The sequence below is a fragment of the Streptococcus sp. DAT741 genome, assembly GCF_009866825.1.
In the GTDB taxonomy this organism is placed as follows: Bacteria; Bacillota; Bacilli; order Lactobacillales; family Streptococcaceae; genus Streptococcus; species Streptococcus ruminantium.
The window spans coordinates 1281916-1307180 of the sequence record NZ_CP019557.1 but is presented as its reverse complement, the minus strand read 5'-3'; the positions used below and the strand labels follow the sequence as shown (position 1 = coordinate 1307180).

At 38.4% G+C, this 25265-nt stretch carries 17 protein-coding genes and 3 CRISPR repeat arrays (1 of these 20 running past the window's edge); of the genes, 14 read left to right on the top strand and 3 right to left on the bottom strand.

Annotation, left to right across the window (positions count from 1 at the left end; translation table 11 throughout):
• Positions 1 to 229: direct repeats of the CRISPR family, unit length 36 nt; unit sequence GTTTTTGTACTCTCAAGATTTAAGTAACAGTAAAAC; it reaches 268 nt to the left of the window's first position.
• 104 nt (positions 230 to 333) lie between these two features.
• Positions 334 to 3138: direct repeats of the CRISPR family, unit length 36 nt; unit sequence GTTTTTGTACTCTCAAGATTTAAGTAACAGTAAAAC.
• A gap of 104 nt (positions 3139 to 3242) precedes the next feature.
• Positions 3243 to 3543: direct repeats of the CRISPR family, unit length 36 nt; unit sequence GTTTTTGTACTCTCAAGATTTAAGTAACAGTAAAAC.
• An 835-nt stretch (positions 3544 to 4378) separates the two neighbouring features.
• Genes neuB through BZG42_RS06165 form a run of 4 tightly spaced genes read left to right on the top strand, consistent with a single transcriptional unit; the run spans position 4379 to position 8427 of the window.
• Positions 4379 to 5395 carry an N-acetylneuraminate synthase gene (gene neuB, locus BZG42_RS06180; protein WP_155995948.1) on the top strand — a complete coding sequence of 339 codons (1017 nt, stop codon included), beginning with the start codon at positions 4379 to 4381 and terminating at the stop codon, positions 5393 to 5395.
• Between the two features lie 12 nt (positions 5396 to 5407).
• On the top strand, positions 5408 to 6562 hold the full coding sequence (gene neuC, locus BZG42_RS06175; protein WP_155995946.1) for a UDP-N-acetylglucosamine 2-epimerase: 1155 nt from the start codon (positions 5408 to 5410) through the stop codon (positions 6560 to 6562).
• A complete protein-coding gene (locus BZG42_RS06170) occupies positions 6559 to 7185 on the top strand; it encodes an acetyltransferase (RefSeq protein ID WP_155963255.1) in 627 nt (208 codons plus the stop codon). The genes neuC and BZG42_RS06170 overlap by 4 nt, the downstream gene beginning before the upstream one ends.
• A gap of 9 nt (positions 7186 to 7194) precedes the next feature.
• Positions 7195 to 8427, top strand: coding sequence for a cytidylyltransferase domain-containing protein (locus BZG42_RS06165; protein ID WP_155995944.1), 1233 nt, complete (start codon positions 7195 to 7197; stop codon positions 8425 to 8427).
• Between the two features lie 306 nt (positions 8428 to 8733).
• On the opposite strand, the gene BZG42_RS06160 is transcribed toward BZG42_RS06165, so the two are convergent.
• Positions 8734 to 9885, bottom strand: coding sequence for a cobalamin-independent methionine synthase II family protein (locus BZG42_RS06160; protein ID WP_155995942.1), 1152 nt, complete (start codon positions 9883 to 9885; stop codon positions 8734 to 8736).
• 202 nt (positions 9886 to 10087) lie between these two features.
• Between BZG42_RS06160 and BZG42_RS06155 the strand changes: the two genes are divergently transcribed.
• A complete protein-coding gene (locus BZG42_RS06155; protein WP_155995940.1) occupies positions 10088 to 11254 on the top strand; it encodes an MFS transporter in 1167 nt (388 codons plus the stop codon).
• A gap of 113 nt (positions 11255 to 11367) precedes the next feature.
• On the opposite strand, the gene BZG42_RS06150 is transcribed toward BZG42_RS06155, so the two are convergent.
• On the bottom strand, positions 11368 to 11538 hold the full coding sequence (locus BZG42_RS06150) for a DUF3042 family protein (RefSeq protein WP_032502441.1): 171 nt from the start codon (positions 11536 to 11538) through the stop codon (positions 11368 to 11370).
• A gap of 68 nt (positions 11539 to 11606) precedes the next feature.
• Between BZG42_RS06150 and miaA the strand changes: the two genes are divergently transcribed.
• Genes miaA through BZG42_RS06125 form a run of 5 tightly spaced genes read left to right on the top strand, consistent with a single transcriptional unit; the run spans position 11607 to position 16040 of the window.
• Positions 11607 to 12488 (top strand): tRNA (adenosine(37)-N6)-dimethylallyltransferase MiaA, encoded by an 882-nt coding sequence (gene miaA / locus BZG42_RS06145; RefSeq protein ID WP_155995938.1) that lies wholly within the window; start codon positions 11607 to 11609, stop codon positions 12486 to 12488.
• Positions 12485 to 13735: a GTPase HflX gene (hflX, locus tag BZG42_RS06140; RefSeq protein WP_155995936.1), complete on the top strand. Its 1251-nt coding sequence runs from the start codon at positions 12485 to 12487 to the stop codon at positions 13733 to 13735. Before miaA ends, hflX begins: the two co-directional genes overlap by 4 nt.
• The gene (locus BZG42_RS06135; RefSeq protein ID WP_120171870.1) at positions 13719 to 14348 is read left to right on the top strand and encodes a cystathionine beta-lyase; all 630 of its coding nucleotides are present in this window, start codon (positions 13719 to 13721) and stop codon (positions 14346 to 14348) included. The genes hflX and BZG42_RS06135 overlap by 17 nt, the downstream gene beginning before the upstream one ends.
• Before the next feature lie 10 nt (positions 14349 to 14358).
• Positions 14359 to 15288, top strand: a complete 930-nt coding sequence (gene rnz / locus BZG42_RS06130) for a ribonuclease Z (protein ID WP_024531953.1) — start codon at positions 14359 to 14361, stop codon at positions 15286 to 15288.
• Positions 15285 to 16040, top strand: coding sequence for an SDR family NAD(P)-dependent oxidoreductase (locus BZG42_RS06125; RefSeq protein WP_024531954.1), 756 nt, complete (start codon positions 15285 to 15287; stop codon positions 16038 to 16040). The genes rnz and BZG42_RS06125 overlap by 4 nt, the downstream gene beginning before the upstream one ends.
• Positions 16041 to 16141: 101 nt before the next feature.
• On the opposite strand, the gene BZG42_RS06120 is transcribed toward BZG42_RS06125, so the two are convergent.
• Positions 16142 to 19321, bottom strand: coding sequence for a M14 family zinc carboxypeptidase (locus tag BZG42_RS06120; protein WP_155995934.1), 3180 nt, complete (start codon positions 19319 to 19321; stop codon positions 16142 to 16144).
• A 219-nt stretch (positions 19322 to 19540) separates the two neighbouring features.
• On the opposite strand from BZG42_RS06120, the gene cls reads away from it, so the two are divergent.
• The 4 genes from cls (at position 19541) to metA (ending at position 25201) form a co-directional block, all read left to right on the top strand.
• On the top strand, positions 19541 to 21088 hold the full coding sequence (gene cls / locus BZG42_RS06115) for a cardiolipin synthase (protein ID WP_024531956.1): 1548 nt from the start codon (positions 19541 to 19543) through the stop codon (positions 21086 to 21088).
• A gap of 153 nt (positions 21089 to 21241) precedes the next feature.
• Positions 21242 to 23455, top strand: a complete 2214-nt coding sequence (gene recJ / locus BZG42_RS06110) for a single-stranded-DNA-specific exonuclease RecJ (RefSeq protein ID WP_155995932.1) — start codon at positions 21242 to 21244, stop codon at positions 23453 to 23455.
• Positions 23456 to 23656: 201 nt separating this feature from the next.
• Positions 23657 to 24169, top strand: a complete 513-nt coding sequence (locus tag BZG42_RS06105) for an adenine phosphoribosyltransferase (protein ID WP_024531958.1) — start codon at positions 23657 to 23659, stop codon at positions 24167 to 24169.
• Between the two features lie 102 nt (positions 24170 to 24271).
• A complete protein-coding gene (gene metA / locus BZG42_RS06100; RefSeq protein WP_024531959.1) occupies positions 24272 to 25201 on the top strand; it encodes a homoserine O-acetyltransferase MetA in 930 nt (309 codons plus the stop codon).
• Positions 25202 to 25265: the final 64 nt, after the last annotated feature.

Sequence of the window (25265 nt, the reverse complement as noted above, 5' to 3'; positions counted from 1 at the left end):
TTGTACTCTCAAGATTTAAGTAACAGTAAAACTTGTCAAACTCTCAATCCCATCATCAATTGTTTTTGTACTCTCAAGATTTAAGTAACAGTAAAACTGATAAGCTCGTACCTACGACGCAAAGCCGGTTTTTGTACTCTCAAGATTTAAGTAACAGTAAAACATTTTGGAGCTACTAAAGATTGGCTCCCTAGCTTTTGTACTCTCAAGGCTTAAATAATAGTAAAATGCTTGACAATATGATTAGATAATGATATTGTTCTTGTGTTCTTGGAAATTCTTAGGATTTGAGTAAAGGTAAGACAACCAAAGCTAACTACAAACGTGAATTTTAGTTTTTGTACTCTCAAGATTTAAGTAACAGTAAAACTTTTTCAATCCAAGGTTTGTATTGAACTAGTTTTTGTACTCTCAAGATTTAAGTAACAGTAAAACACAAGGCTTGCCCTAATACAGCGTGACTATGTTTTTGTACTCTCAAGATTTAAGTAACAGTAAAACAGGGTGCATTGTCAATTATAAGCCAACACCGTTTTTGTACTCTCAAGATTTAAGTAACAGTAAAACCTATGTTGTTGATTTTAACCAAGCGCTGTTGTTTTTGTACTCTCAAGATTTAAGTAACAGTAAAACCTATGTTGTTGATTTTAACCAAGCGCTGTTGTTTTTGTACTCTCAAGATTTAAGTAACAGTAAAACATGTGCCAGTGGCTTTATTTACTACTTCCAGTTTTTGTACTCTCAAGATTTAAGTAATAGTAAAACAGGTCAACTGTTACTCTGACATCTGCCATTGTTTTTGTACTCTCAAGATTTAAGTAACAGTAAAACGCAACTCCTTATCAAATTTCTCTTTTAATTGTTTTTGTACTCTCAAGATTTAAGTAACAGTAAAACTCTAAAACATTTCTAAATTTTTCAACTTTCGTTTTTGTACTCTCAAGATTTAAGTAACAGTAAAACACATCGCCTTTCCTCTCTACGCCATAGAGTGTTTTTGTACTCTCAAGATTTAAGTAACAGTAAAACGAGGAGTGGTTAAATTCCTTGAAGGTTCTTGTTTTTGTACTCTCAAGATTTAAGTAACAGTAAAACGCCTTTTCATTATACCAATAACACGTTCAGGTTTTTGTACTCTCAAGATTTAAGTAACAGTAAAACAATTAAGGTCTGGGAAAACTTGTAAGCCTTGTTTTTGTACTCTCAAGATTTAAGTAACAGTAAAACTTAAAATGAAAAAACGTGACATTATCAAAAGTTTTTGTACTCTCAAGATTTAAGTAACAGTAAAACAAAGGCGCAGGTATGACACCTGAAATTAAAGTTTTTGTACTCTCAAGATTTAAGTAACAGTAAAACTCGGCATACTTTGCTCCTGAACTATGCTAAGTTTTTGTACTCTCAAGATTTAAGTAACAGTAAAACTATAAGAAGAATGGTCAAGAAGACGAGATGGTTTTTGTACTCTCAAGATTTAAGTAACAGTAAAACTAACTTCTGTTGCACTCATGGAAAATTCCTGTTTTTGTACTCTCAAGATTTAAGTAACAGTAAAACTCGCTCACCTAAATACCTCCAGCTACTCCGGTTTTTGTACTCTCAAGATTTAAGTAACAGTAAAACATGCTCTTAAAAATTGCTGATTGGGAGTAGGTTTTTGTACTCTCAAGATTTAAGTAACAGTAAAACCAACCTCGTCCCTTCCCATATCTAACCCAGTTTTTGTACTCTCAAGATTTAAGTAACAGTAAAACCATACTAACTTGCCAGGAGATGTCATCCTCGTTTTTGTACTCTCAAGATTTAAGTAACAGTAAAACAAACGACTGAACGAAAAACGGATACATCCAGTTTTTGTACTCTCAAGATTTAAGTAACAGTAAAACTTGTGTAAGTCTCCCAAGCTCCCATAATGAGTTTTTGTACTCTCAAGATTTAAGTAACAGTAAAACAATTTGCTGATTTAACAACTGATGGCTATGGTTTTTGTACTCTCAAGATTTAAGTAACAGTAAAACGACCGTCTTTGTTCAATACTTCTTTGTGTAGTTTTTGTACTCTCAAGATTTAAGTAACAGTAAAACGACCGTCTTTGTTCAATACTTCTTTGTGTAGTTTTTGTACTCTCAAGATTTAAGTAACAGTAAAACGAAAAATTCAATTTTTAAGTATTGGTGACCGTTTTTGTACTCTCAAGATTTAAGTAACAGTAAAACCCAATGCTTGATTATCTCTAAACAACTTTAGTTTTTGTACTCTCAAGATTTAAGTAACAGTAAAACAGATATTTGCAGATTGGGACTTATTACGGAGTTTTTGTACTCTCAAGATTTAAGTAACAGTAAAACTTTAATGAGAGGAGGCAGAAAAATGTCACAGTTTTTGTACTCTCAAGATTTAAGTAACAGTAAAACCAAGTCTTCCAATCCATTCTTACTGTGCCAGTTTTTGTACTCTCAAGATTTAAGTAACAGTAAAACTGATTTCAACTACTCTAGCGCCTTTAGAAGTTTTTGTACTCTCAAGATTTAAGTAACAGTAAAACGGTAAGATTATTTCCTCAAAATAGGGGAATGTTTTTGTACTCTCAAGATTTAAGTAACAGTAAAACTAGCTGGTTCCGGACTGTCGTTAACTGTTGGTTTTTGTACTCTCAAGATTTAAGTAACAGTAAAACTATTGTCTTGTATAGCCACTGCATTACCCAGTTTTTGTACTCTCAAGATTTAAGTAACAGTAAAACTCCACCACGAAATTCAAAGACAAGTGGATGGTTTTTGTACTCTCAAGATCTAAGTAACAGTAAAACTAGATTTAATCTTACCCAATACAAAGTCTAGTTTTTGTACTCTCAAGATTTAAGTAACAGTAAAACATGATATACTTAATCCATAAAAGAATTAAAGTTTTTGTACTCTCAAGATTTAAGTAACAGTAAAACAAGCTATCTTAGATGGTACAGGTCAAGCAGGTTTTTGTACTCTCAAGATTTAAGTAACAGTAAAACAACTCGGATGCGAGATGGGTCCATACTTTGTTTTTGTACTCTCAAGATTTAAGTAACAGTAAAACCTAGGTGCTGTAATTGATAAAAGTGAACTAGTTTTTGTACTCTCAAGGCTTAAATAATAGTAAAATGCTTGACAATATGATTAGATAATGATATTGTTCTTGTGTTCTTGGGAATTCTTAGGATTTGAGTAAAGGTAAGACAACCAAAGCTAACTACAAACGTGAATTTTAGTTTTTGTACTCTCAAGATTTAAGTAACAGTAAAACCGTTGTCAGCTGTAATCGTGATATTCGATTGTTTTTGTACTCTCAAGATTTAAGTAACAGTAAAACCCTGCGCTTTATTGTTTGTGGTAGTTGCTTGTTTTTGTACTCTCAAGATTTAAGTAACAGTAAAACATCCTTCTAAGTTTTTACCAGCACGGATTGGTTTTTGTACTCTCAAGATTTAAGTAACAGTAAAACAATTTTGCGGTAAGGTCAAGAAAAAAGTCAGTTTTTGTACTCTCAAGATTTAAGTAACAGTCCCCTCTAAGGTCATTGATTTCTTGACCTTGTTTTTGTCTTCTTAAAATGAAGACAAACTTTTTGTTTTGCCCTGAAATGTAATTTTAAAAGGCTTTTGAATGAAAGAAGAAGCGATTTATTTCTCCGTTGAAGATCGCTTTTTTAATGTCGCGATTTCTTTGAAACAACAACTTTAAATTTTTAGTGATCATGTTTTGCTTTTTCTATGATAAAGTAATGAAACTGTTATGCCGTTGTAGTGAGTGTTTTTCAAAATTCTTAGAAAATGATAGAATGTTACCATGACTATATAGATAATAAAATACTTTTGTCTCATAAGGAAAACTATAACAACTTCTCAATACTTTGCGGTCTTTTCCAGTTGTTCTCAGAAAATGCAATAAGTGCCTATAGGATGAACGCTTCTATTTGGCTTATCACTATAGAAAGAATATCATGATCTTATTCGTAGTGTAAAAAAAGAAGTAAACTTTTCTATCTTGTAATGTAAGATAATTTGTCGACCTTTTGTTGATACAAAACTTAATTATATTTCAATTTGCAGGGCTGATCTCTATGGAGTATGATTATAACATAGTAGTAAAAATAATTTTTAAGCTCACTATAAATTTTTTTAGTGTTATAATGTATTTGTAAAAATGATAGAAGTTAGCAAGTAATGGATTTTACTAGCATTCAACAAGCTTGCTGCTAACCCGTCTGTTAAGAAAGAACAAGAAACATTTTTTAGAAAATGTGATATTATTACAATGTTCTTGCTACATCTCAATAGTAATAGGCATACTTGCTCATACTCTATCTTTACGAGTAGCCAAGAAGAGAAGAAGGGAAAATACGAATGGTTTATATCATAGCAGAAATTGGATGCAACCATAATGGTGATGTCCACCTCGCAAAGAAAATGGTTGATGTCGCGGTTCAATGTGGAGTTGATGCGGTAAAATTCCAAACCTTTAAAGCAGAAAAATTGATCTCAAAATATGCCCCTAAAGCAGAGTACCAGAAAGAGACTACAGGAGAAAAAGATTCGCAACTGGAAATGACTCGCCGATTGGAGTTGAGTTTCGATGAATACTTGGAGCTGCGTGACTATTGTCTCTCCAAACATGTTGATGTGTTTTCGACACCTTTTGATGAAGAATCACTTGATTTTTTGATTTCAACCAATATGCCTGTTTACAAGATTCCATCGGGGGAGATTAGGAATTTACCTTACTTGGAAAAGATTGGCAAGCAAGGGAAAAAGGTTATCTTGTCAACTGGAATGGCAGCCATGGAGGAAATTCATCAGGCTGTAAATATTTTGAGAGAAAATGGAACAACCGATATTTCTATTTTACACTGTACAACAGAGTATCCAGCTCCCTATAGCTCTCTCCATTTAAATGTGCTGACGACCTTAAAGAAAGAGTTTCCCAATGCATCCATTGGGTATTCGGATCATAGTATCGGATCGGAAGTTCCAATTGCAGCAGTGGCACTAGGAGCTAGTATCATAGAAAAACATTTTACTTTGGACAATGCTATGGAAGGTCCTGACCATAGGGCCAGTGCTACTCCGGAAGTTTTATCGGATTTGGTAAAGGGGGTTCGCATCATTGAACAAGCTTTGGGAAGAAGTGAAAAAATTCCAGATCCTGTAGAAGAAAAGAATAAAATTGTTGCTCGCAAGTCTATAGTGGCTAAAAAAGATATTAAAAAAGGCGATATTTTTTCTGTAGACAATATTACCGTTAAACGGCCAGGAGATGGAATATCTCCTATGAAATGGTATGATATTTTAGGTAAGGTGAGTGAGGCAGATTTTGAAGTGGATCAAAATATCATACATAGTGATTTTGCGAATCAGTTATAATGTGAGGGAGTAATGAAAAAAATTTGTTTTGTGACTGGTTCGCGCGCTGAATATGGGATTATGCGTCGTTTGTTGACCAGGCTAGATCAGGATGAGGATATCCAGTTGGATTTAATTGTGACGGCCATGCATCTTGAGGAGAAATATGGCTATACACTCACAGATATTGAACGAGATGGTTTTACCATTACCAAGAAAATTTACTTGCAGCTGACAGATACTTCTAAGGCAACGATTGCACATTCTCTAGCTACTTTGACAGATGGTCTGATTAATGTTTTTTCTAGTGAACAATATGATTTAGTGATCATCCTTGGTGATCGGTATGAAATGTTACCAGTCGCAAATGTGGCGCTTATATTTACTGTTCCAATTTGTCATATTCACGGTGGGGAAAAAACGTTGGGAAACTTTGATGAGTCGATTCGGCATGCTATTACAAAAATGAGTCATCTTCATCTGACATCTACCGAGGAGTTCAGAAAAAGGGTCATACAGCTTGGAGAATCACCGCAACGGGTAAAACATATTGGAAGTATGGGAGTTGAAAATGTTTTATTGCAGGATTTCCTATCCAAAGAAGAATTGTCGTGCTTATTGAACATTGAGTTGGAAGAAAATTACTATGTGGTACTGTTTCATCCTGTCACTCTTGAAAACCAGACCGCGGTATCCCAAACAGAAGCCCTTGTGGAGGCTCTAAAGAAAACAGGAACACAATGCATTGTTATTGGATCCAATTCAGATACATCGTCAGATGCTATTATGCAGGTTTTACACTCCTTTGTGGAGGAGAATGTTTCGTGTCATTTGTTTTCTTCTTTGCCGACACAATACTTTCATTCGTTGGTAAAGCATTCTAAAGGTCTGTTAGGAAATTCTTCCTCAGGCTTAATTGAAGTTCCTTCGTTACGAGTTCCGACTCTCAATATAGGAAATCGCCAGCTAGGCAGGGTATCAGGGCCGAGTGTTTGCCATGTTAACACTAGAACAGCTGATATTGTTTTAGGACTAGATGAGCTTGAAAAAATAAGTGATTTTACAAATCCCTATGAAAAAGCAGATTCGTCATTTTTGGCTTATAGCGCTATTAAAGAGTTTTTAACCGCTGGCGATGTGGTCATGAAAGATTTTTATGATTTGAAATGTGATGAGGAGATAATATGAAGAAAGTTGCCTTTCTCGGTGCTGGAACCTTTTCAGATGGAGTTTTACCCTTTTTAGATCTTACCATGTATGAATTTGTTGGATATTTTGATGATAAACCGATAAAGGAATATAGACGGTATCCTATTTTAGGGAAGCTTTCTGAAAGTGTATCATTCTTAGAAAAAGGATTGATTGACTGTGTCTTTATTACAATTGGGGATAATGAGAAGAGAAAAGAAGTTTTTGAACTAGTCGCAGAGAACCATTATTCTGCTATTATAAATATTATCAGTCCCCATTCCAATGTATTTTCAAAAGATAGCATCAAAGGGAGGGGAATCTTTTTGGGTTTTTCCAGTTTTATTGGCTCAGAGTCCGTTGTATATGATAACTGTATTATCAATACAGGTGCGATAATTGAACATCATTCAGTCATTGGCCCGCATTGCAACATTGCCCCAGGTTCAACCGTTAATGGTCTCTGCCAAATAGGAGAAGGAACCTATGTTGGTAGTGGTGCGGTCATTATTCAATGTATCAGCATCCATCCCTTTACTACCATAGGGGCTGGCTGTGTTGTTGTTAGAAATATTTTGGAATCGGGTACCTATGTTGGTGTGCCTGCAAAAAAGATAAAATAGAGGTGCGCTATGGAACCAGTTTGTATCATTCCCGCCCGATCTGGGTCAAAAGGATTACCAAATAAAAATATGTTATTTTTAGATGGAAAGCCTATGATTTTCCATACAATCCATGCCGCAATTGAGTCAGGATGTTTTAAGAAAGAAAATATTTTTGTGAGTACAGATTCTGAGCACTATAAAAAAATATGCGAAACAACAGGAGTATCTGTTCTCATGAGACCCAAGGAATTGGCCACAGAGTTTGCCACCTCCTATCAGGTAAACAAGCATTTTTTAGAGCCCTTTCCAGAGGATCAAGTATTTGTCCTACTCCAAGTTACCTCACCCTTGAGAACGGGGAGACATATCCAAGAAGCATTCGCTCTGTATCTAAATGGGGAGGCAGACCATGTAGTGAGTTTTACTAAGGTTGATAAATCTCCAACCTTATTTACAACTTTGGATGAGGGATCTTATATAAAAGATAGTGTCGGGTTGGGGAAAAACTATAGAAGGCAAGACGAGAAGCTCCTTTACTATCCTAATGGAGCTATATATATAAGCTCTAAAAATGCCTATTTAAGAGATGAAACGTACTTTTCGGAGAAAACTCAGGCCTATCTGATGAAAAAAGAAGATTCAGTGGATGTGGATGATCGTTTTGATTTTATGGCAGTTATTGGTCGTATTTATTTTGATTATCAAAAGCGAGAAAAGAAAAACAGCCGTTTTTATGCGGAAAAGATTGAAAAGTTAGTTCATAAACAGAGTCAGAGTAATATCATTCTGGGAGATAGTCGTCTTTTAAATCTTTCATTGGAAGGATTTGATAATCTAAGTATAGGGGGGATAACGTTCAACACGCTTTTGGATAATATAGATCAGCTTCTCACAAAAAAACTCCACACAGTCATCATTTCATTGGGAATAAATGATTTTATCGTTGGATATGATTTAGAAACGATTGAGCATAATGTGGATCGTCTGTTCAACATACTGAATGACCATTGTCAATCTCTCTATGTTACCACGATTGCTTATTCTTTGTTTAGAGATGGTGTTAACAATGAAGATGTGAAGAAAATCAATGAATTTATTTTAGACAAGGCTGAAAAAATGGGACTTTATTGTATTGACTTAAATGAAACAATGGCAGAAGAAGGTCATTTAAAATATGAGTACACCAGTGATGGGATACATTATAACGAGTCAGGGCAAGAGGTGGTAAATAGGATGATTGGTTTATCTACCTGTATTTAATTTATTTACTTTTAGTTTTTGAACAGGAATATCAGAGAAAGTATTATTTTTGCCGGAGGCAATTTGTGCAGTATGCGAGCTGCATTGCAGCTTTTTACGAAGTCCATAAAATGTTCTCAGCTAATTTTCCAGTATGCTTGGCGGTAACAGCAGGTTGTCGTATGCTACTAAGATTGAATAGAGCAGGTGCTTGGATTGATAGTTCTCAATAAATAGAATAATAGTAAAAACCCTCTAGGTTAATGCCTAAAGGGTTCTTGTTACTGTATAGAGATAGTCAATTTTGTGTGAATAACCTGCGTAAAGCTATTCGGACCAGAATGTAGTGGCAATGTCTTGTCCTTGTTTGATTTTATTCCATTGTTGTGGAATAGCTAATTCATTTCCTGAGTCACATGAAGCAAAGCCGCACTGGTGTGAGAGGTAGAGTCGGTCCTTAGGAATGATTTTGCTCGCTTCTTCCAATAGTTTGTAAACTCGTTTTTCATCATCTAGATTGGAAGTTTTGCTGGAAAGCAAGCCCAGTACGACTTCAACATCCTTATCACGTAAGCTCTCTAAGGCTTTTAAGTCACCTGCGCGCTCGTCATCCCACTCAAGGAAAAAGCGGTCGTATTTTTGGTCGCGAAGGAATTTTTCAGCTATGGCTTCGTAGGTACCATTAGCCGCAGCTCGGCTTTCATAGTTCCCACGACAATTGTGAGTCCAAACGGTTAAACCGATTTCATGTCCATAATCTATGATGGTATTGTTGATAGAAATAAATTCATCAGCCAATGCAGCTAAGGCTTCGGAATCATCTTGTGGCAGAAATGGAACAGGGTTGGCAGGGTCAAATAGTTCCCAGAGACAATCGTCAAACTGAATAATGCTTCCGCCGGCTTCTTTGTATTCTACTAAGAATTCCTTATAGGCTGCCAACAAGCCCTCTTTTAAATCCTCACGTGTCTTATAAATTTTATCAGGTCCTACCTGTCCATTGAAGAGAACAAGCTCAGTGAAAGCATGAGCCGGCCCCCAGACAGTCAACTTGGTGTCGCTGTTGCCAGCCAGTTTGTTAACAGTTTTGTAAATGTCAATGAAATGGTGATTTTTAGCAGATAAGGGTCCCGTGATAGATAGACCAATATCTTTGCGAGTTTCAAAAATCTGACCGTTGTGGTCTTTGAAAGGATAGCCATGTTCAGCAATATAGCGCTTGATTCCCTGGAATCCCCAGATGAAATCAAGGTGCCACATGGACTTGGAAAACTCCCCATCCGTTATGACATCAATGCCGTTTGCTTTTTGTTCAGCAATAATTGCTTCAATAGCAGCAGTTTCTGTCTCCTGATAACCATCAAAAGCATCGTAGAATGGATATTGAATATCATCACGATATTCAATCTTGCGTTTAAATTCTTTTAAGTTTGATGGACGGAGGAGTGAGCCGACGAGCTGGAATCTTGAAGTTGTCATTATTTCTCTCTCTTTCAATTTAGTAGTGAAACTATTCTAACTCAGATTACTGTATTTGAAAAATAGTTATTTTTATACTGCATCCATAGCTAGAAACTATAACAACAGAAAATTACATGCTTAAAACCTTTTTCTCATTTGTCAACTATGGTATAATCAAAAGTGTTGAAATCCGAACGTTAGGAAATTTAGGAGAAAAATGATGAAAAAACAATCACCATTTATGGTAGCTGGCATTGTTATGCTGGGAGTGGTTATGCGCGCCCCTTTCACTGCTTTACCTGCTATTTTGACGGATGTAGCAGTAGGACTTGGAGTAGAAGTTAGCTCATTGGGGATTCTGACTTCTATTCCACTGATTATGTTTGCTCTCTGTTCTTCTTTAGCACCTCGTCTGGCAGCTAAGTTTGGTATGGAAAAACTGATGATTATTGTTCTTTTGGTTATGGTTGTTGGTTCAGGCATGCGGGTCTTGAACTTACCGGCGCTTTATGTTGGTACCATGCTTATTGGTGCTACCATTGCTTTTATAAATGTTCTGTTACCAAGTCTAGTTGCAGCTAATTTTCCTCAAAAGATAGGTCTATACACTACTGTCTACATTACTCTTATGGGGGTGGCCGCCACTTTTGCTTCAATGGTTGCGGTACCGATTGTTTCGGCTAGTTCTTGGGAGTTCTTCATTTACCTGATTTCGGGATTGGTTCTTTTGGCTTTCCTCATTTGGCTACCTAATATTCAACAGAATCACACATTTGCAAGTGATTCTCAGGAAGAAAAGGTAGTCTCCATCTGGAAGAATAAGGCGGCTTTGGCCTTTCTTATCTTTGCAGGTCTGCAATCTGTGCTTTACTATACAGAAATCACCTGGCTACCAACGATTGCACAATCGGTTGGTTTTAGCAAGGCAGAGGCGGGTTTGATGGCTGGTTTGTTCAATATGACAGCCATTCCGATGTCTATGATTATTCCGGCAATTTTATCACGCCAGACGAGAGTTACAAGACGCAATAGCATGTTGGCTATTTCTGCTGTAACCTTATTCGGTCTGTTCATGATGGCCTTTATTCCTGCTAATCTATTTCTCTGGTCTGCACTGCATATTATCCTCAGTTTTTCAAACGGGGCACTCTTCCCCTACATGATGTTGAGTTTTTCCTTGAAGACAAGTAATAGTCAAGCGACTGCTCAATTATCAGGAATGGTTCAGACAGGGGGCTATCTCATTGCAGCTCTTGGTCCGGGATTGTTGGGATATAGTTTTCCGATGTTTGGTAGTTGGTTACCGTTAATGATTGCTCTTGCCATTGTAACGCTTGCTATGATGTGGACCATTGTATTGATTGAGAAGAGAGATATTATTCTGTAATGCTTTTAGGAAATTAAAATGATGATGGCGATTTGATTTTTTGAGTATTCCTTAAGTTGTTTGATAAGTCTATGTTTTTATGTAAATAAAAAAGCTGGAACATTTCCAGCTTTTTAGTGTGCTACTCGTTTGCGAGCAGCTTTTTTACGATTTTCCTCAATGAAAGCTTCTTTCTTTTCTTCTGGTTCGATGATTGTCTTATGAACGGTGAAGATAGCGCCTGCTGCAAGGGCAACAGTTGAAAGAACACCTGTCAAGAAACCTTTGCCAAAACCTTTAGCCATAGTGAATTCTCCTTTACTTATGTTATAATAGATTCTAGCGGAAAAACAAAATATTTTCAAGGAAAAAGATGAAAACTAAAGTAATTGTGGTCGTAGGACCGACAGCGGTTGGAAAGACTGCCCTAGGAATAGAGTTGGCTCAGCGCTACAATGGTGAAATTATCAGTGGTGATAGCCAGCAAGTCTATCGCAAGCTAGACATTGGCACTGCCAAAGCTAGTTTAGAGGAGCAAGCGGCAGCTGTCCACCATTTGATAGATGTCCGAGATGTGGCAGAAGGTTATTCGGTTTATGAATTTGTGAAGGAAGCTAAGCTGTTGATTGCCGACATAGTTAGTCGGGGTAAACTTCCTATCATTGTAGGAGGAACGGGACTTTACATCCAGAGTCTCCTTGAGGGTTACCATCTGGGAGGGCAGGTTAATCAAGAAGAAGTTCTTGCCTATCGAAAAGAGCTTGCTCTCTTTTCAGACGAGATTTTAGTGACAATGGCAGAGCAGGCAGGTTTGTCAGTTCAAGATAGCAGTCGTCGGAGGATGATTCGTGGATTAGAGTTAAAAAAATTCGGTAAGAATTTAGAAAATACAGAGTCGGACTATGAGCCTATCTATATTTGTTTGACGGATGACAGGCAGGTTCTTTATGATCGGATCAATCAGAGAGTGGATAAGATGATGGATCAAGGCCTATTAGAAGAAGTAACTTGGCTCTATCAAAATTATCCGACTTCTCAGGCAGCTATGGGAATCGGTTATAAGGAGATTTTTCCTTACTTGGCTGGAGAGTGTAGCTTGGATGAAGCACTTGATAAGGTCAAGCAAAATAGTCGTCGTTTTGCCAAACGCCAATTAACATGGTTTAGAAATCGCATGCACGTCCCATTTTATTCCGTTGGATGCTCACATTACAAGGATACTATTTTCACCGCTGTGGAGGAATTTTTTAGATGATTGAAACGCAAAAAGACCACGAACGTGTTCTCTTAGTCGGGGTGGAATTGCAGCAGACAGACAATTTCGAGATGTCTATGGAGGAGTTGGCTAGTCTGGCGAAAACAGCGGGTGCCTTGGTTAAGGGAGTCTATACTCAAAAACGTGAAAAATATGACAGTAAGACCTTTGTTGGTTCTGGAAAACTAGATGAGATTGCTCAAATGGTTAGAGCTGATGAGATTGACATGGTGATTGTTAATCATCGTCTAACCCCGCGACAAAATATTAACCTAGAAGACGTTCTCGGTGTCAAAGTTATTGACCGTATGCAGTTGATTTTAGATATTTTTGCTATGCGTGCTCGGAGTCATGAGGGAAAATTGCAGGTACACCTCGCCCAGCTCAAGTACATGTTACCTCGTCTCATTGGTCAGGGAATTATGCTCAGTCGGCAGGCTGGGGGAATCGGTTCTCGTGGTCCAGGAGAAAGTCAGTTGGAGCTAAATCGCCGGAGTATCCGTAACCAGATTCATGACATTGAACGTCAGCTAAAGATAGTAGAGAAAAACCGTGCTACTGTTCGTGAGCGTCGCCTGCAATCAGGAGTCTTCAAGATAGGCCTGATTGGCTATACTAACGCTGGTAAGTCTACCATAATGAATGCTATGACAGACAAGAGACAGTATGAAGCTGATGAACTCTTTGCGACACTGGATGCCACGACCAAGCAAATCAACTTGTCTGGTAAATTCAATGTAACCTTGACCGATACAGTTGGTTTCATTCAGGACTTGCCAACGGAGTTGATTTCTGCTTTCAAGTCTACTTTGGAGGAGTCTATAAATGTGGACCTCTTACTTCATGTCATTGATGCTTCTGATCCGAATCATAGTGAGCAAGAGAGGGTAGTCTTGGATATTCTCAAAGACTTAGATATGCTGGATATTCCTCGCTTAGCTCTTTATAATAAGTTGGATAAGACAGATGATCATTTTACTCCTAGTCAGTTTCCTCATGTAATGCTATCGGCTAAGGCTGAAAATGCCAAAAGGCATATTCAGATGATGGTTTTGGCAAAGATAAAGACCATGTTTGAGCCATTTGAGGTCAGAGTTCCTTTGACTCAAGCTTATCAATTACATGATTTATCCACACTGGCTTTGATTGATAAAAGAAGTTATGAAGACGATGTCGAAGTAGTTTCGGGCTATATCGCCTCTACAAATAAATGGAAGTTGGAAGAATTGTATGATAGATTACCTTGATTTAGCTCTTAAATACGGTGGTTTTACCAGTCTTGATAAGGTTTATCTGGACAGGAAATTGGCTGGTTTAACAGATCAACAAAAGCTTGACTTTATCACACCACCCCCTTCTGTGGTCAATGCCTATTTTGCAGAAATGTATCAAAAGCGGGGGGCCAAACAGGCGACAGATTATTTTTTTAACCTATCTCTGGAGTTGGGCTTGATTCAGGAAAATCCTTCCTTTGCAGAAGAGAAACCTTTTATCCGCCTCAATTTGTCCGGCAAATCTTTTGGTTTTTCCTACGTAAGAACTGATGGTTTGAGTCAGATTTTTTCAGAGCATGAGGAAGAAGTCACTGATAGTCTGCTCTTTGAAATTGCTCAAATCTTTCCGCACTATGTTATTTTTGTAGAGAATGGAAAGATTTTCATGCAATATAATGCATTCGATGATAATCAGTTGATGGAACAGGAAACAGATTACCTCCTGACTCAGGTAGCTAGTTCTACTAGCTTGGTAAAACTATCTGGACTCAATCAGGATGAGATCATGGAAGTGGCAGAAATTTACTCTGGTAGACAGTATTTTGCGTGGTCTGGTCGTTCAGCTGTCTTATATATAGAAATTTAGAAGGGAAGCAATGCAAATTCAATTTTTAGGTACGGGGGCGGGGCAGCCCTCTAAGGCTCGTAATGTATCCAGTTTGGCCTTAAAACTTTTAGATGAAATCAATCAGGTTTGGCTCTTTGATTGTGGAGAAGGGACACAGAATCAGATTTTGGAGACAACCATTCGCCCTCGTAAAGTAGCAAAAATTTTTATTACTCACCTACATGGTGATCATATTTTTGGCTTACCTGGTTTTTTATCTAGTCGATCTTTCCAGTCTAGTGAAGAACAGACGGATATTGACATTTATGGTCCGGTGGGAATCCGTTCTTTTGTCCTAGGCAGTCTCAGAGTTTCTGGTTCTCGCCTACCTTATCGGATTCATTTTCATGAATTTGATGTAGATACCGTTGGACAGGTTTTGGATACAGATAAATTCACGGTATTTGCTGAAAAGCTAGATCATACAATTCCTTGTGTCGGGTATCGTGTTATCCAGAAAGATTTGGAAGGAACATTGGATGCAGAAGCTCTTCGTGCGGCGGGTGTACCATTTGGTCCTCTCTTTGGAAAAATCAAAAATGGAGAAAATGTTACGTTGGACGACGGAACTGAAATTATAGCTAGTGATTACGTTTCACCACCACGTCCGGGGAAGGTAGTGACGATTTTAGGTGATACGCGCAAGTGTCATGCGAGTGTGCGCTTAGCGGTCAATGCAGATGTTTTGGTTCATGAATCGACCTATGGTAAGGGTGATGAGCAGATTGCCCGTAAGCATGGACATTCGACCAATATGGAAGCGGCACAGGTGGCCAAAGAAGCGGGAGTAAAGCAACTTCTCCTAAATCATATTAGCCCGCGTTTCCTGTCTAAAGATATTAGCCGTCTTAGGAAGGACGCGAGCACAATTTTTGAAAATGTTTATGTTGTCAAGGACTTAGAGGAAGTAGAGCTATGAGGACGATTTTGATAACGGGTGCTTCTGGTGGTTTAGCACAGGCAATGGTACCCTTGCTCAAAGATGATTTTCTGATTTTGTTGGGACGGAATCGGGAAAAAATAATGGAGCTTTATACTTATCATGAGAAAAAAGCTGTCTATGATGTGGATATTCGAGACGAAGCAGCTCTGACAGCCTTCTTGGATGAGCTGGATGGTCAACATGGACAGATTGATATCTTGGTCAATAACGCCGGTTATGCTGTTTATGATGATTTTGAGAACTTTTCTAGCCAGCAGGTGCAGGACATGTTTGACATCAATACTTTTTCTCTAATGACTCTATGTCGCTTGGTTGGCAAGCGGATGAAAGCTAGGCGAAGTGGCCATATTATCAATATTGTTTCTATGTCAGGTCTCATCGCTTCAGCTAAATCATCAGTTTATTCAGCAACAAAGTTTGCGGCCATAGGCTTTTCCAATACCATTCGATTAGAATTGGCCAAGTACGGCGTAGCTGTTACAACGGTCAATCCAGGCCCAATTGCAACTGGTTTTTTCGACCAAGCAGATCCTGATGGAAGTTATCAAGAAAGTGTAAAGGCTTTCTTATTACAACCTGACTATGTGGCTAAGAAAATTGTGGCAGCTATGGGAACGAAAAAGCGTGATGTCAATCTGCCGTGGACTTTGGCAGCAGCGCATAAGCTCTACACCCTCTTTCCGCAGATAGCTGATTATTTAGCTAGGACAATCTTTTCCCTAAAATAAAGAACGCCGAATCTTTGAATTGCCCTCCAAAAGTTAGACCAACAATCTAACAACTGGAATGCAGTTCATGTTTATTCGGCGTTTTTTTATTAGTATTTTATTTACTTATTGCTGCGTTCTTTTTTACGAAAGATAATTGTGCCTAGTAACAGACTACCCAATGCAATAGCAATATAGTTTGTTTGTGAGCCAGTTCGAGGCAACTGTTTTTGACTAGAGCCGGTCTGTTTGACTAATAGTGTAGCTTTAGACTCTTTAGTGTTTTCCTCTTTGATAGGTTGTGGCACTAGAATCTCTACAGGAGGAAGATCTTCCAAGGTTGCTAACTGACTACCAAAAAGGGCATTGGATACCCAACGGAAGAAGTGTACGGGATGGACCTTATTGGTTGGGTTACCAGCATAGATGAAGACTGGGTAACCTTGATGATTACCGGCAATCGCAACAACCTTATTGGCTAATTTTTCATAACCAGGCCACCAACCTGCAATATAGTAATCTTTATCAGCAATTTTGACGAGAGTTTTGAAACCTTCAGGGATACCTTCGATCCAATTACCGGAGTTTGAGTAGAAAAGACCGTTCATTGCATAACCACTAGTTAGAGGATGTTTATCATCAATAATGGCTCGCATAAGTCCTTCATGGTCACTGCCATTTGCAAATTGTTCAGCATTGAATCCCGCTAAAATTCCTAATTTTTCTAGTTTTTGCATAGCACCACCGCCAACAATGATGACAGGTTTCTTACCGAATACACTAGCATCAAATTGATCGGATTCAAGGATAATGGCATCTGCCTCATCTGCAGTTTTTACAACTTCGAATCCCATACGCTCTGCAGCAAGAGCAGAATTGGCTAAAATTGCAAAATCTCCAGCCCAACTGTAAGAATGTGATGGTGCATAGACCTTCATTGGTTTTAATTCTTGTCCAACAGGTTTCTTATAAAGTGGTTCACCATAAAGAGCATAGTGTTCCAGTAGGTGACTGAATTGGCTGGTTTCCATAATGTAACCATCCTCTGTCAAGTAGACCTTGGCCCCTGATTTGATAGCTTGATTGATAGCTTGAACAGCACTTTCAGAGGTATTTGCAACGATGTAATAAGGAGCCTTATGATCGATTTCTGTAGTGCGCGGTGCTTTGGTCCAAGTAATGCTTCCTAATTTTCCATTAAAAGCATCCTGATCGAAAATAGCTTTCGCTGTGAAGCCTTTCATATTTGGGAAATTGACAACTAATTCAGCATACATTGCCCCCCAAGCAGATTCATTTGAACCGGAATAGAGGACATGGTTGGCAAATCCGCGTTTGGCTTGAGCCATATCAACGACCAAGTCTCCTCTGTGGAAGTTTCCGACATCCTCGGTCAATTCTTTGACAACAACACCATTGCGATTGAAGTACTCAATCATTTTAAATGCTTCTTGCATATCATTGTTTTTGTCAAGTGTCATAGGAATGACATAGTAGTCTGGGAAGAATTTTGGTTGGTTCTTTTTCACACGACCAACTATCTTGCCATCAGGACCGACTAATTCAGCTTCGGCTTTTGGATCTTCAACTTTGTTAACGCCACGAGAGTAGTACTTGAGGCGCATTTCCATCAGACTGTCTGGTTTAGTTGCCATATTGTGAATGCCACCTAAAACTGCAAAAAATCCAGCTTTGAATGATTCTTGATTGCTTTCAGGAATTTCGATTGTATGACCTAAGATACCATGATACATTGCATAGACAGCAGTATAGCCGGAAAAGGAATCATCCCAACCATCTCCCCAGTGTACTTTTGGAATGGTGTAGCGTGTATATTTAGAATTGGCAACTCCAGCTCGTCCCATTTCATGAGCTTTTTCCAACATTATATTTGCTAGTAAGTCATACTCAAAGTTCGGATCATGAGGTGGAGTGGCAGGTTCAATGAGGAATCCAGATACAAAGCCATGAATATCCAAGACGGATATTGGATTCCACTTGTGAATTTGACGGACAATCGCTTGAGTTTCAGGATTGACCTGGAAACCAGCGTCTCGATTAGGGTCCAAGCCATTTACGAGAGAACGAAGATTTTTAACATCGCCATCAGGATTTTCTGTAAAGTTAAATAGGAAAATAAATTTATCTAGCAAGTCTGAAACTTTTAAATTCAGAGTAATCGGTTTACCGTTTGCATCTGTAGATGGGAAGGTAATGGTATCCTTTTGTGCAAAGTCACGGAAAAGACTGGTTACTACATCAATACCAGGCTGCTCATCAGCATGGGTATTGTTGATTAAGATAGGTAGTTTGTAGTCGAAAGTACCAGCTTTTAAGTTTTGTAACATCTGATCAGGCTGGGTAAGCATGAGAGGTGTTGTTTCATTAAGATACTTATCAATACTTGCTTGGTCTTTAGCCACAATGGCCATTTTTATCTCACGATTTTCAGCGGATTTACCAATCGTATCAATGGTCACGAGACGATCTTTGGCAGCAGCATTCTTAGTTTCTTCTATCTCTGCAAGCATTTCGTCGTGGGTACGATAAGCCTCATAGGGGCGGAAATGAAGGGTTTTAGTGATAGTCAACTTTCCATCTACACTGGTACCTTCTAAAACGAGGTCCTTCATGTGCTGGCGGTAGGTACGGCGAATATTACTTGGAGTTCGTTTGCTTAAATCCTCACCGAATAAAGCTGCCAAATGAATGTTCAAATGAAGTTGGTCATTCTGTCTACTTTCTTCAACGGTGATGAATGAATCTCCTGTAAAGTTCCCTTTTTCTAGGTTCCAAGTTTTCCATTCTGAAATTGGTTTGCCATCCAATTTCCATTCGATTTTTTCAGTGGTGGTGTTTGCTAGAGGGACAGTTTCTGTTATACTAGCAGTCTCGGACAAATAAACAGTCTCTGTTTTAAGATTGACAATGGTTGTATTTGAGGCTGTACTTTGTGTTTCTGCAACTGGTTGATTAGTTTTTTCAGTAGTATCTTGTGTAGATTCATCAGTTGACTTGTTTACTTCGGCAGTGCTTTTTTCCATTTCCGTAGAAGCGGGGGTAGGGGGTGTCGTAGTTGCCTCCTCGACTTGTTTTTCTACGGGGGTCTCCTCGGAAGGATTGGCAGCTTTTTTATCGGGGTTAGCTTCAGTTGGTGCTGGAACTAGCGTCTCACTTGAAGCAGGCAGGACAGCATCTTCTGTATTTGCAAAGACATTGGCCTGTGTGATGGAAGCAGCCAAAAGAGCTGTTGAAGCAAGTAAAAGTTGATTCAACAGTTTCCTTTTATGTGAAAGTTTCATAGGAACTTCCTCCTTTATGAAATAATGTACAGTGTAATAGATTGGACGGGATATTTTTCAAATATATTTTACCAAAAAAGAAAGGGGCTTACAATACTAATTGAATATATCTATATATTCAAAATTTTCGGAAAGATTTGCTTGATATGATCATTTATTTAAGATAGGATATTTGATTAAAATTTGTTATAATGGAAAAAAAACTTGGAAGGGCGATGTATGGAGAAAATTTGGAAAATAATTTACAGTAGGGCCTTTATTGTCATCAGCTTACTAGCTTTGACCATCTTTCTAGTTTTATGGCTGGTGGGTTCTGCAGCGATTTATGTCCCTGCTTTATTGATAGTTATGCAACTTTGCTCGATCGTTGTTGCTATTTCTATCATCAATCGTCCCATGAATACGAGTTTTAAGTTAACATGGATCATCTTTGTGATTGGTCTTCCGATTTTCGGTGCTCTTTTCTATTTTATTTTGCAATCAAATATTGAAACCAAGCGCTATCGAAAAAATTTTCAGAAGCAGGCGCAACGTCTAAGAGAATATAGTAAGACATCTGAGCAGGTGATGAAAGCTTTGGAGAGAGAAGATAGGGAGCAGCTAAAGTTGGCCCATTATATGAGTGAGTATGTCGGTTACCCTATCCATACCAATACAGATGCTGTTTATTTTTCAACGGGACAGGCCAAGTTTGAGGTCCTAGTAGAAGAATTAAAAAAAGCAGAGCAGTATATTTTTATGGAATATTACATCGTGGATATGGGGTACATGTGGGATTCCATTTTGGAAATTTTAAAGGAAAAAGTGGCGCAGGGAGTTGAAGTCCGTTTTATGTATGATGGTATGAATTCACTGACGAATCTTCCCTATACCTACTATAAAACTTTGAGAAAATATGGTATTAAGGCCAAGGTTTTTTCACAAATTATCCCTGCATTATCAACTGTTCAGAATAACCGTGACCACCGGAAAATTGCAATCATTGATGGTAAGGTTGCTTTTACAGGTGGAGTCAACATTGCGGATGAATACATCAATAAAAAATCGCGCTTTGGTTACTGGAAGGATGCCGCTATTATGATTAAGGGAGAAGCGGTTGCCAATTTTACCCTCATGTTTCTACAAATGTGGAACTACAATGAAAAGGGGGAGACAGATGACCTTAAATACCTCAAACCCTATAAAGTGTTAGACAAAGGGAACGTTGACATAGGAGGTTTCTTTTTGCCCTATGGTGAAAATCCCTTTGATGGTGAAGCTGTGGCTAAGCGGGTATGCTTAGATATGATTCAATCAGCTACAGACTATATCTACATCATGACACCTTATCTAGTTTTAGATGATGAAATGATTGATAATCTGACTTACGCTGCAAAACGTGGGGTAGAGGTGCGGATCTTACTACCTCATATCTATGATAAGAAGTCAGCTTACCTGGCAGCTAGAACGGATTTTCCAGTCTATCTAGAAGCAGGGATTGAGATTTATGAGTTTAAACCAGGCTTCGTCCACTCAAAGGTTGTTCTGGTTGACGATAAAAAAGCAACTGTCGGAACAGTTAATATGGATTTTCGTTCTTTCTATCTTAATTTTGAATGTGGTCTTTACATTTACAATCATTCAGCGGTCTTAACAGCGATAAAAGAAGATTTTAATCAGTCTTTTAAAAAATCCCAACGTATCAATTTGCTGACCTTTGACAAGACTTATTCTTGGTATAAACGCCTCAGTGGAGCCTTATTTCGGATTATTTCGCCCCTGCTCTGAGGTGAAAATGATACAATGGTAGGACAGCTTATCTTCCATGAACACCAGAAAGCTGAAGATAACGTTTGTTCGGCAAATCGTACATAGGTAAAATTCTCTTAAATGTATAAGGAAGCTTGAAAAAAATATCATTTTTGAATAAGGAGTAAAAATGTGATTAAACCACAATATGACTGGCAGTTGTTGACCAGCTCTTCCAGTGAACAATTTACTAAACTAGCTAAAAAAGAAGGTCTGGACCCAGTAGCTGCTAAGTTACTTTACGATCGGGGTATTCATACATCGGAAGATCTACATACATTTCTACACCCTAGCCTAGATGATTTGCACGATCCTTATTTACTTCACGATATGGACAAGGCTGTTGATAGGATTCGTCGGGCCATAGAAGATTACGAACAGATTCTGATTTATGGAGACTATGATGCAGATGGCATGACTGCAACATCGATATTAAAGGAGGTTTTAGAGGAACTAGGTGCAGAAGTTCAGGTCTATCTGCCCAATCGCTTTACAGATGGCTATGGGCCTAACCTATCAGTTTACAAGTATTTTATTGAGCAGCAGGGAGTCTCACTTATTGTGACGGTGGACAATGGAGTAGCAGGGCATGAAGCTATTGCTTATGCCCAAGAAAAAGGGGTTGATGTTGTCGTAACTGATCACCACTCTTTACAAGAGACTCTGCCAAATGCCTATGCAATTATCCATCCAGAACATCCAGATGGTTCGTATCCTTTCAAACAATTGGCTGGTTGTGGTGTTGCTTTCAAATTGGCCTGCGCTCTTTTGGAGACAGTTCATGCTGACTTGCTGGATCTTGTGGCTATTGGAACTATTGCTGATATGGTTAGCCTAACAGATGAAAACCGTGTGATGGTCAAGTATGGTTTGTCTCTTCTTAGGCAGACAGAACGTGTTGGTTTGCAAGAACTGATAAAGATAGCAGGCATTGATGTGGCTAGTCTTGATGAAGAGACCGTTGGCTTTCAGCTCGCTCCCCGCCTCAATGCTCTTGGTCGATTAGATGACCCTAATCCGGCAGTGGAATTATTGACAGGTTTTGATGAGGAGCAAGCCTACGAAATTGCTCTTTTGATTGATAGTAAAAATACAGAGCGAAAAGATGTGGTTCAGGCTATCTATGATGAAGCTAGGACCATGATTCGCAGTGATAGACCAGTTCAAGTCCTAGCTAGAGAAGGCTGGAATCCAGGAGTACTTGGAATCGTTGCAGGACGTCTACTGGAAGAATTACAACAACCTGTTATTGTATTGTCAATCGAAGCAGATAAGGCTAAAGGTTCGGCTCGTTCTACTGAAGCTATTGATATTTTCCAAGCTCTAAAGGATCATCAGGACCTTTTTCTCGCCTTTGGAGGACATGCGGGTGCGGCCGGGATGACCTTGGAAGTAGATAAACTAGGTGTACTATCTGAAACATTAGCGACCTACATAAGAGAAAATAGTTTGGATCAACCTAGTAAGTCTCCGCTGGTTTTAGACGAAGAGTTGGACCTAGAAGAACTGACTATGGAAACTCTCAAATCGTTTGGTAAACTGGCTCCCTACGGTATGGATAATAAAAAACCAGTCTTTTACCTCAAAGAGTTTCAAGTGGAATCTGCACGAACCATGGGACAAAATAATGCCCATCTCAAACTGCGGGTCACCAAAGGGACAGCAACTTTTGATGTGGTCGCATTCGGCAGAGGGAATCTAGCCTTGGAATTTTCTCAGGCCAAGCAGTTAGAATTAGCGGTTACCTTGTCTGTCAATCAATGGAATGGTAATACTAGTCTTCAATTGATGCTGGTTGACGCGCGTGTTGTTGGTATTCAACTCTATAATATTCGTGGCAAACAGCATCCATTACCAACAGGCATCCCTATCTTGGATTTGGAACATCCACCTACAGATGAAAAGGCCATTGTCTTAGTTAGTTTACCAGAGGAAATAGAGAGTCTGCGCAGCTATTTTCAAAAGACAAAATTTGAAGCGGTCTACTTTAAGAATGAAATGGCTACACCCTACTATTTGGATGGTTATGGCAGCCGAGATCAGTTTGCGAGGCTCTATAAGACTATCCACCAGTTCGATGAGTTTGATGTTCGTTATAAATTAAAAGATTTGGCCGGTTACTTGAAAATCAAAGATAGTCTGTTAATCAAGATGATTCAAATTTTCCAAGAATTGGAATTTGTCACGATTACAAATGGTATAATGCGTGTTAACAAAACAGCCCAGAAGAAGGAACTTTCGGAGAGTCAAATCTATCAAAACTTAAAAAAAACAGTCATCCAGCAAGAGCTAATGGCTCTTGGAACAGTTCAAGAAATCTATGATTGGCTATGCGGACGAGGATGATTGACTAACACATTCCTCAGTTAATCTCTCTTCAAAACTTGCAATTTTTGAAGAGGGCAACAATGATGATAAAAGCCAATGGGTTTGAAAATTAGTGAGTTGCTATCTATCATTTTTATTTTCTCTAGGTGTGCAGTGTACCAAAATACAAATTCATGGTATAATGAAGAGTAAAATATTATTTTTTAAAGAGAGAAAAAAATGAATTTAAAAGATTACATTGCAACCATTCCCAACTATCCAAAAGAGGGAATCGAATTTCGTGATATTAGCCCATTGATGGCTGATGGGAATGCTTACAGCTATGCTATACGTGAGATTGTACAATATGCAACTGATAAACAAATCGATATGATCGTTGGCCCGGAGGCGCGTGGTTTTATTGTTGGATGTCCAGTTGCATTTGAATTGGGGATTGGTTTTGCACCAGTTCGTAAGCCAGGCAAATTACCGCGTGAGGTTATCTCAGCAGATTATGAGAAAGAGTACGGTGTAGATACACTTACCATGCATGCAGATGCCATAAAACCAGGACAGCGTGTCTTGATTGTTGATGACTTATTGGCGACTGGTGGTACCGTCAAGGCAACGATTGAAATGATTGAAAAACTTGGAGGTATTGTAGCTGGTTGTGCCTTCCTGATTGAGCTAGATGATTTGAATGGTCGTGAAGCTATTGGAGATTATGACTATAAGGTCTTAATGCATTATTAGTATTCAGATATAGCTAAAAATTATAACTGGTCCTATTTTTCTTCTAATTGAATTGTATAGCAACCTATCTTATAATATGTATAAGCTAATAGGAGGTTGTCTATGCCGATTAAAATTGAAAAATCATTACCAGCAGTTGATATTTTGAGAGAAGAGAATATTTTCGTTATGGACAGTGATCGTGCGAGTCACCAGGATATTCGTCCGATTAAGATTTTAATTCTCAATCTCATGCCACAGAAAATTGTGACGGAGACTCAGTTGCTCCGTCTTTTAGCTAATACTCCCTTGCAATTAGAAGTAGAATTTCTTCATATGGCTAGTCATGAATCTAAAAATACCCATTCAGATCATTTGAAACAATTTTACAAGACTTTTAATCAAATTCAGGATAACTATTTTGATGGTCTTATCATAACAGGTGCGCCTGTGGAAAATCTATCCTTTGAAGAAGTAGATTATTGGCAAGAACTGATACAGATATTTGACTGGTCAAAAACACATGTTTATTCTACATTGCATATTTGCTGGGGGGCTCAAGCTGGTTTGTATGCTCGCTATGGTGTGTCTAAGCATAGTATGGCTCGCAAGCTATCAGGTGTCTACTGGCAGGAAGTAACGAATCGTACCAGTCCGCTTATGAGAGGATTTGATGACGAGTTTCGCTCGCCTCATTCGCGTTATACCGAAGTAAAAGAGGAAGATATTTCACATTTGGATACCTTGATGATTTTATCACAAGGGTCAGAAGTTGGTTTGTCAATCTTAGCTAGTAAGGATTTGAGGGAAGTCTACAGTTTTGGACATTTTGAGTATGATAGGGATACATTAGCTAAGGAGTACTTACGTGACTGTCTGGCTGGTAAAAATCCGCACATACCAGAAAATTATTTTAAACAGGATGACCCAACAAGCAGACCTTCTCTATCATGGAATTTGCCAGCAGCACAGTTTTTCACTAACTGGATCAACTATGCTGTTTACCAAGAAACTCCATACAACTGGCAGACATTTAAGCAGTCAGCCGTATAGGTTTGTCAACACACTTGTTTAACATACGTTTTGTTTATGGCAAGTGCTGTCAAGATTATAATAT